General features: G+C 70.0%; 8 protein-coding genes. 5 read left to right on the forward strand and 3 right to left on the reverse strand.

Annotated features, from left to right (window positions below; translation table 11 throughout):
* Nucleotides 1–168: 168 nt before the first annotated feature.
* Complete coding sequence (locus VGD32_RS08825; RefSeq protein ID WP_331031524.1) at nucleotides 169–1,800, reverse strand: long-chain-fatty-acid--CoA ligase; 1,632 nt, start codon at nucleotides 1,798–1,800, stop codon at nucleotides 169–171.
* Between the two features lie 186 nt (nucleotides 1,801–1,986).
* On the opposite strand from VGD32_RS08825, the gene udk reads away from it, so the two are divergent.
* Both udk and VGD32_RS08835 read left to right on the forward strand, forming a co-directional pair.
* Entirely contained in the window at nucleotides 1,987–2,634 is a 648-nt protein-coding gene (gene udk / locus VGD32_RS08830; RefSeq protein WP_331031525.1) for a uridine kinase, read from the forward strand.
* A gap of 77 nt (nucleotides 2,635–2,711) precedes the next feature.
* Nucleotides 2,712–3,338, forward strand: a complete 627-nt coding sequence (locus VGD32_RS08835; protein WP_331031526.1) for a TetR/AcrR family transcriptional regulator — start codon at nucleotides 2,712–2,714, stop codon at nucleotides 3,336–3,338.
* 7 nt (nucleotides 3,339–3,345) lie between these two features.
* Here the strand turns inward: VGD32_RS08835 and pdxH are convergent, their stop codons facing one another.
* Entirely contained in the window at nucleotides 3,346–4,020 is a 675-nt protein-coding gene (gene pdxH, locus VGD32_RS08840; RefSeq protein WP_331031531.1) for a pyridoxamine 5'-phosphate oxidase, read from the reverse strand.
* A gap of 86 nt (nucleotides 4,021–4,106) precedes the next feature.
* Here pdxH and VGD32_RS08845 point away from each other — a divergent pair, with 86 nt between their 5' ends.
* The 3 genes from VGD32_RS08845 (at nucleotide 4,107) to VGD32_RS08855 (ending at nucleotide 6,710) form a co-directional block, all read left to right on the forward strand.
* Complete coding sequence (locus tag VGD32_RS08845) at nucleotides 4,107–4,835, forward strand: DnaJ C-terminal domain-containing protein (protein ID WP_331031527.1); 729 nt, start codon at nucleotides 4,107–4,109, stop codon at nucleotides 4,833–4,835.
* Nucleotides 4,836–4,843: 8 nt separating this feature from the next.
* Nucleotides 4,844–5,929, forward strand: a complete 1,086-nt coding sequence (gene aroC, locus VGD32_RS08850) for a chorismate synthase (protein ID WP_331031528.1) — start codon at nucleotides 4,844–4,846, stop codon at nucleotides 5,927–5,929.
* Nucleotides 5,930–6,014: 85 nt separating this feature from the next.
* A complete protein-coding gene (locus VGD32_RS08855) occupies nucleotides 6,015–6,710 on the forward strand; it encodes a pirin family protein (protein ID WP_331031529.1) in 696 nt (231 codons plus the stop codon).
* A gap of 72 nt (nucleotides 6,711–6,782) precedes the next feature.
* Here the strand turns inward: VGD32_RS08855 and VGD32_RS08860 are convergent.
* Nucleotides 6,783–7,803 (reverse strand): S16 family serine protease (locus VGD32_RS08860; protein WP_331031530.1); only part of this gene is annotated, 1,021 nt, incomplete at its 5' end.

Genomic DNA, 7,803 nt, shown 5'->3' on the forward strand with positions numbered 1-7,803 from the left:
AGCGCCACTCCCACCCGCATCGCCAGCAGGTCATGACCGGTCTCGTAGCTCCAGAGACCCGTCCGGGCCCCCAGCGCCGCGACGAGAATGAACACCGGAGCCAGGACGACGACCGCCGCGAGCCGGAAACCGCCTCCGGCGGGTCCAGGTTTCCGTCGCGTCATCGGCTCATCCCCCCGTCGGCAGGCGATAGTCCTTCATCCGCTCGCGAACCAGCTTCTTGTCGATCTTGCCGGTGGCGCCCAGCGGGATGTCATCGACGAAGACCACGTCGTCCGGCATCCACCATTTGGCGATCTTGCCCTGCAGGAAGTCGAGGTGTTCCTGCTTGTTCTCGCTCTGGCCGGGCTTGAGCTTGAGCACCAGCACCGGGCGCTCGTCCCACTTGGGGTGGGCCGCGCCGATCACCGCCGCCAGCTCGACCTTGGGATGGCCGACGGCGATGTTTTCGATCTCGATGGAGCTGATCCACTCCCCGCCGGACTTGATCACGTCCTTGGCCCGGTCGGTGATCTGCATGAAGCCCTGTTCGTCGATCGTGGCCACGTCGCCGGTGTCGAAGAAGCCCTCGTGATCGAGGATGTCGCCGCCCTCGCCCTTGAAATAGGCGCCGGCGATGGTCGGCCCCTTGATCATCAACCGGCCGTAGGTGTGGCCGTCGTGCGGCATCTCCTGACCGGCGTAATTCTTCAGCTTCAGCTCGACGCCGAGCGGCGGCGTGCCCTGTTTGACCCGCCACTTCATCTGCTCGTCGTAGGGCAGCGCCTTCAGCTCCGGCGGCAGGTTCGACAGGGTGCCGATGGGCGAGGTCTCGGTCATGCCCCAGCCCTGCAGCACCTCGATGCCGAACTCGTCGTGGAAGGCGCGGATCAGGCTTTCCGGCACGGCCGAGCCCCCGATCAGCACCCGCTTGACCGTCGGGATCTTCAGGTTGTTCTCGCGCAGATGGGTCAGAAGCCCCTGCCACACCGTCGGCACGGCGGCGGAGAAGGTGACGCCTTCGCTCTCGATCAGTTCGTAGATGGCCGCCCCGTCCATGCGGGCGCCGGGCAGGACCAGCTTGGACCCCGCGGCGGGCCCGCCGAAGGCGATGCCCCAGGCGTTGGCGTGGAACATCGGCACCACCGGCAGGATCACCTCGTTCGGCGTCGCGCCCAGCACGGTGGTCTGCAGCCCCAGCAGGGTGTGGATGAAGTTCGAGCGGTGCGAATACAGCACGCCCTTCGGATTGCCGGTCGTGCCCGAGGTGTAGCAGAGGCCGCAGGCGGTCTGTTCGTCGAAGCCGCCCCATTCGATGTCTTCCGACGCCGTCGACAGCAGCGCCTCGTAGCATTCCGCACCGGGCAGCCGGGTCGCCGGCATGTGCAGTTCGTCGGTCAGGACCACGACGCGCTCGACCGAGGGGCAGTGCGGCAGCACCGCCTCCAGCAGCGGAATGAAGGTCAGGTCGACGAAGATGATTTTGTCTTCGGCGTGGTTGATGATGTAGGCCAGCTGCTCCGGGAACAGGCGGGGGTTCAGGGTGTGGCAGACCGCGCCGATGCCCATGATGCCGTACCAGGCCTCGATGTGGCGGCCGCTGTTCCAGGCCAGGGTGGCGATGCGGTCGCCGACCTTGACGTCCCAGTCCTTCAGCACGCTGGACACGCGTTTGGCGCGGGCGTGGATCCCGGCATAGGTGGTGCGGACGATCGGCCCTTCGACCGAGCGGGTCACGACCTCGCGGTGGCCGTGCCAGTTCCGGGCGTGGTCGATGATCTTGTCGACCGTCAGCGGCCAGTCCTGCATCAAACCCAGCATCGATATCCCTCGCTTGCATCCACTGGTCGGGATGCTTGGCGGCACGCTATCGGCGGCCCGGCGGTTGTGCAACGTGACGCAAGGTCAACGAAGGCTCGGCAAACCCGCCCGCGGCGGGCTCCCGGGTGGGTATCCCGCCGAAGCCTGGCCCTAGCCCGGACGGCGATCCGGCCCTAGAAGCCGTCCATGCCCATTCTCGTCGCCATCACCGGAGGCTCGGGCTCCGGCAAGAGCACCCTGGCCGAAGCCCTCGTCACCGCCCTGCCCGACGGCGCCGCCGTGCTGGTGCGCGAGGATTCCTACTATCGGGACGCGGCCAGCCTGCCCGGTTTCGACGCCGCCACCTTCGACTTCGACGACGTGGCCGCCCGCGACCACGAGCTCATGATCCGCGATCTCGCCGCCCTCAAGGCGGGGCGCGACATCACCGCGCCGATCTACTCCTTCATCCACCACGGCCGGGAACCGGGCGGCGAGCCGGTGCGTGCGGCCGAAGTGGTGATCGTCGAGGGCACCCATGTGCTGTGCACGCCCGGGCTGGTCGAACTGTTCGACATCCGGGTGTTCGTCGACACGCCCGCCGACATCCGCTTCATCCGCCGCCTGCTGCGCGATCAGGCCGAGCGCGGCCGCACGGCGGATTCCGTGATCCAGCAATACCTCGCCACGGTTCGTCCGGGCCATGAACGGCTGACCGAGCCCTCGCGGGTCAACGCCGACTTCATCGTCGCCGACGCCACCGCGGCGGTGCGCCTGGAGGATCCGCAGGCGGTGGTCCGGCTGGCGGCGCCGGTGCTGGCGCATCCGCTGCTGGCGGGCCTGTTCACCGGCTGACCGCCGAACCGCCATCGCGGCCCTTGACCGGGCCGGCCCGCGCGCGTCAGCTTGGCCGCAAATCAGGCGACCCACAGATGCACGGCTCCGTCGATCTTCCGCCCCCCACGCCCGATCCCCGGCGCCAGCTGATCGTGCGCCACGCGCGCCAGCACTTCGTCAGGGTGGGCTACGCCGCCACCAAGATCGAGACGATCGCGCGGGAGGCGGGGGTGTCGACGGCGACCCTCTACACCCTGTTCGGCGGCAAGGCCGCCCTGTTCACGGCGGTGATCGACGACGCGGCCGAGGACTTCGCACGCCAGATGGCCGGCGTCCGCGCCATCGAGGGCGACGCCCGGGCCGCCCTGACCAGTTTCGCCGAGGCCTACGGCGGCTTCATGGGCGATCCGTTCGTCCGCTCGATCTTCAGGCTGGTGATGGCCGAGCGGCCGCGCTTTCAGGCCCTCGCGCTGCGGTTCTTCGAGAAGGGCCGGTCCGAGTTCGGCGCGACGCTGATCGGCATCATCGTCCGGCTTTCGAAATCCGGCCATCTGGGACCGGTCGAACATCCCTCCTGGGCCGCCGGCCACCTGATGGGGATGATCGAGCATCCGGTGTTCTTCGTGCCGCTGGTCACCGGAGACGAGGTGCGGGTCCGGCGCTCCATCCCCGAGGTCGCCGCAGAGGCGGTCGAAACCTTCCTCGCCCGCTACGGCGCCTGAGCGGCGCTCAGGGCCAGAGCCGCGTCTTCGTCCAGTCCGGTCCGGCGCGGTCGAAGCGCAACCGGTCGTGCAGACGGAACGGCCGGTCGCGCCAGAATTCGACGCTGTCGGGAACGACCCGCCATCCGGTCCAGCGCTCCGGCCGCGGCACGTCTCCATCCCCGAACCGGGCGGTCTCGCGGACGACGGCGAGCTCAAGCGTCTCCCGGCTGTCCAGCGGCCGGGACTGTTCAGAGGCCCAGGCCCCGATCCGGCTCTCGCGCGCCCGGCTGGCGAAATAGGCGTCGGCCTCCGCCGCGCTGACCGGCTCGACGGCGCCGCGCACCCGCACCTGCCGCCGCAGGGTTTTCCAGTGGAACAGCAGGGCCGCCGAGGGATGCGCGGCCAAGGCCTCGCCCTTGGCGCTCTCGCGGTTGGAGTAGAAGGTGAAGCCGCGGGCGTCGACGTCCTTGAGCAGCACGATCCGCGCATCCGGCCGGCCGTCGGCGTCGACCGTGGCCAGGGTCATGGCGTTGGCGTCGTTGGGCTCGGTGGCCTTCGCATCCGTCAACCACTCCGTGAACAGGCCGACCGGCTCGGTCCGATCGAAGATCGACTCGTCGCCATTGGCGGCCAGGGCTGCGGCGTAGTGCTCCGCATATTCTTCGCGGGTCGGGCTGGGCGGGATCACGGGCGCGGTCATGACGTGCAGATAGACCTTCGCGGCCCCGCTGGGGAGAGGCGTCACGGTTAACCCGACCTTGACCATGTCGGCGGCTAGGATGGCGGATGCACATCCGCTCCCGATCCGAGGTCGCCTCGCTGGCCGAGGCCCATGCCCTGCTCGGCCTCACCGGGCCGATGGCGGAGCCGGCGCTGACGGCGGCCTTCCGGGCGGCGGTGAAGGCCGCGCATCCCTCGGCCGCCGGCGGGGACGCCGAGCGCTTCCGCAAGGTGATCGCAGCCTGGCGCCTGATCCAGAGCGAAGACGGGCGGCCGCTGGCGCTGGCCCCGCCCGTGACGCGTCCGCCCTCCCCGCCCGTCGTGACCATCGGCCCCATGGACGCGGTGAACGGCGGCCAGGTCGCTGTGCGGCTGGCCGGGCGCACCTTGAACATCCGCCTGCCGCGGGGCCTGCGCAGCGGCGAACATCTGCGCCTGCGCGGCGCGGGAGGCGGCGGCTCGGACGCCTATCTGCCCGTGCTGGTCCGGCCGGCGCACGGGCTGAGCGTGCTCGGCGACGACCTGTTCATGGACCACCCCGTTCCGACCCGGCTGCTCGAGGACGGCGGCCGGCTGGAGATCGACACCCACGCCGGACCCCGCTCGGCGTGGATCGTGGCCGGGCAGGCGCCGCTGCGCCTGCGGCTGAAGGGTCTTGGCCTGCCCGCCCGCGGCGGCCGTCCCCAGGGACACCTGTTCGTCAACCTGCAACCCTCGGACGACGCCCCCTCCGCCGCCGAGGATCTGCTGGTCCGCTTCACGCGAGTCTGGACGCCGGACCGGCTGGCGGCTTAGGTCGCCCCATGTCGCACAACAGCTTCGGCCATCTGTTCCGCGTGACCACCTGGGGCGAGAGCCACGGGCCGGCGATCGGCTGCGTCGTCGACGGCTGTCCGCCCCTGATCCCCCTGACCGAGGCCGACCTGCAGCCGTGGCTGGACCGGCGCAAGCCCGGCGGAAGCCGCTTCGTGACCCAGCGGCGGGAGAGCGACACGGCCCGCATCCTGTCCGGCGTGTTCGACGACGGCGCCGGGCCGGTCACCACCGGCACGCCCATCGCCATCCAGATCGACAACGAGGACGCGCGCTCGAAGGACTATGGCGAGATCGCCCGCGCCTTCCGGCCCGGCCACGCCGACTACACCTATCAGGCCAAATACGGCGTCCGCGACCACCGCGGCGGCGGGCGGTCCTCGGCGCGCGAGACGGCCGTGCGGGTCGCGGCCGGGGCGGTGGCGAGGAAGGTGCTGGGCGAAGGCGTCCGCATCCGCGCCGGCGTGGTCCAGCTGGGCCCGCACCGGATTGCGCCCGAGGCCGTGGATTTCGACGCCGTCTACGACAACCCCCTGTTCGCGGCCTCGAGGGAGGTGGTCCCGGCGTGGGAAGCCTACCTCGATGGCGTCCGCAAGGCCGGCTCGTCGATCGGCGCGGTCGTGGCGCTGGAGGTCACGGGCGTCCCCGCCGGCTGGGGCGCGCCGGTCTACGGCAAGCTCGACGCCGAACTGGCCGCCGCCCTGATGTCGATCAACGCGGTCAAGGGCGTCGAGATCGGCGCCGGCTTCGGCGCGGCCGAGCTGTCCGGCGAGGAGAACGCGGACCAGATGCGCATCAGCGAGGACGGACGGCCGGTGTTCCTGTCCAACCACGCCGGGGGGGTGCTTGGCGGCATATCGACGGGCCAGCCGGTGACGGCGTGCGTGGCCTTCAAACCGACCTCCTCGATCCTGACGCCCGGTCAGACCATCACCCGCGACGGAACCGAGACCGAGGTCTCGACCCGCGGTCGCCACGATCCCTGCGTCGCCCTTCGCGGCGTGCCCGTAGTCGAGGCCATGGCGGCGTGCGTGCTGGCGGACGCCATGCTGAGGCACCGGGCGCAGGCGGGGTAAACCCCCTTTCCGCCACTGACACTGTTACCTATATAGCCTCCGAACCGCGCGCCATATGATGCGCGCGCCAATCGGGAGACCCCTCATGATCGACGTCCGCCCCTTCTCCAGCCTCGGCGGCGCTGACCACGGCTGGCTGAACGCGAAGCACCATTTCTCCTTCGCCAACTACTACGATCCATCCCGCATGGGCTGGGGCCGGCTGCGTGTCTGGAACGACGACGAGATCGCCGCGAAGTCGGGCTTTCCCCTCCACCCGCACGCCGACATGGAGATCATCACCTACGTCCGCACCGGGGCCGTCACCCATGAGGATTCGATGGGCAACCGCGGCCGCACCGGCGCCGGCGACGTCCAGGTGATGAGCGCCGGCACCGGCGTGCGCCACTCCGAGTTCAACCTCGAGGACGAGACCACCACCCTGTTCCAGATCTGGATCGAGACGGACCGGCCCGGCGCCAAGCCCGGATGGGGCCAGCGCGAGTTCCCCAAGAGCGACCGCACAGGCCGCTTCTCGGTGCTGGCTTCCGGCGACCCGTCCGACGGCGCCCTGTCCATCAACGCCGACGCCAGGGTGCTGGGCGCCACGCTGAAGGCGGGCGAGAGCCTGAGCTACAGCCTGGCCGAAGGCCGCCGCGCCTATCTGGTGCCGGCCGTGGGCGCGGTCGAGGTCAACGGCGTGGCGCTCAACGCCCGCGACGGCGCGGCGATCCGGGATGAGGCCGGGATCACCATCACGGCGAAGGAGGACGCCGAACTGGTGATGGTCGATAGCCTCTAGATCCGTCGCCGAACTCAACGAAGAACCCCGCCCGGATCGCTCCGGGCGGGGTTCTTTTCGTTCAGCCCGCGATCAGTGCGTCGCCGGCACCGTGCCGGGGTCCTGGATCGGCGGGGCGGCGGGCAGAGGCTCGGCCACCTCGTCCCATTCCACCGGCGTCAGCGAACCGGTCAGGGCCCATTTCAGGGCCTCGTCGGCCGTCTTGATCGGGACGATCTCGAGCGCGCCCTTCACATTGTCGGGGACGTCGGCGAGGTCCTTCTCGTTCTCCTCCGGGATCAGCACCGTCTTGATGCCCGAGCGGAGGGCCGCAAGCAGCTTCTCCTTCAGGCCGCCGATGGCGGTGACCCGGCCGCGCAGGGTGATCTCGCCGGTCATGGCGATGTCCTTGCGGATCGGGATGCCGGTGAGGACGGAGACCATCGCCACCGTCATCGCCACGCCCGCCGACGGACCGTCCTTGGGCGTCGCGCCGTCCGGCACGTGCACGTGGATGTCGGTCTTCTCGAACACGGGCGGCTTGACGCCGAAGGCCAGCGAACGCGCCCGGACGTAGGAGGCGGCGGCGGAGATCGACTCCTTCATCACCTCCTTGAGGTTGCCGGTCACGGTCATGCGCCCGCGGCCCGGCATCTTGATCGCCTCGATGGTCAGGATGTCGCCGCCGAACTCGGTCCAGGCCAGGCCGGTGACGATGCCGACCTGATCGTCCTCGTCGGTCTCGCCATAGCGGTATTTCCGCACCCCGGCGTATTCGGCCAGCTTGGCCGCGTCGACGGTGATCGACAGCAGCTTCTCGCGCGCCATCTCACGCACCGCCTTGCGGGCCAGCCCGCCCAGCGCCCGCTCGAGCGAGCGCACGCCGGCCTCCCGCGTGTAGTAGCGGATCAGGTCGCGGATGGTGTCGTCCGGCACCACGAACTCGGCCGGCTTGAGGCCGTTGTCCGACGTCACCTTGGGCAGGACGTGACGCTTGGCGATCTCGACCTTCTCGTCCTCGGTGTAGCCGGACACCCGGATGATCTCCATCCGGTCCATCAGCGGCTGCGGCATGTTCAGGCTGTTGGCCGTGGTCACGAACATGACGTTGGAC

Source organism: Brevundimonas sp., assembly GCF_036402095.1.
Classification (GTDB): Bacteria; Pseudomonadota; Alphaproteobacteria; order Caulobacterales; family Caulobacteraceae; genus Brevundimonas.

What these genes read in the sequence shown, in the direction of transcription:
- VGD32_RS08825 (WP_331031524.1), bottom strand. Translation starts at nt 1,800, where the DNA reads ATGCTGGGTTTGATGCAGGACTGGCCGCTGACGGTCGACAAGATCATC.
- udk (WP_331031525.1), top strand. Translation starts at nt 1,987, where the DNA reads ATGCCCATTCTCGTCGCCATCACCGGAGGCTCGGGCTCCGGCAAGAGC.
- pdxH (WP_331031531.1), bottom strand. Translation starts at nt 4,020, where the DNA reads ATGACCGCGCCCGTGATCCCGCCCAGCCCGACCCGCGAAGAATATGCG.
- VGD32_RS08845 (WP_331031527.1), top strand. Translation starts at nt 4,107, where the DNA reads ATGCACATCCGCTCCCGATCCGAGGTCGCCTCGCTGGCCGAGGCCCAT.
- aroC (WP_331031528.1), top strand. Translation starts at nt 4,844, where the DNA reads ATGTCGCACAACAGCTTCGGCCATCTGTTCCGCGTGACCACCTGGGGC.
- VGD32_RS08835 (WP_331031526.1), top strand. Translation starts at nt 2,712, where the DNA reads ATGCACGGCTCCGTCGATCTTCCGCCCCCCACGCCCGATCCCCGGCGC.
- VGD32_RS08855 (WP_331031529.1), top strand. Translation starts at nt 6,015, where the DNA reads ATGATCGACGTCCGCCCCTTCTCCAGCCTCGGCGGCGCTGACCACGGC.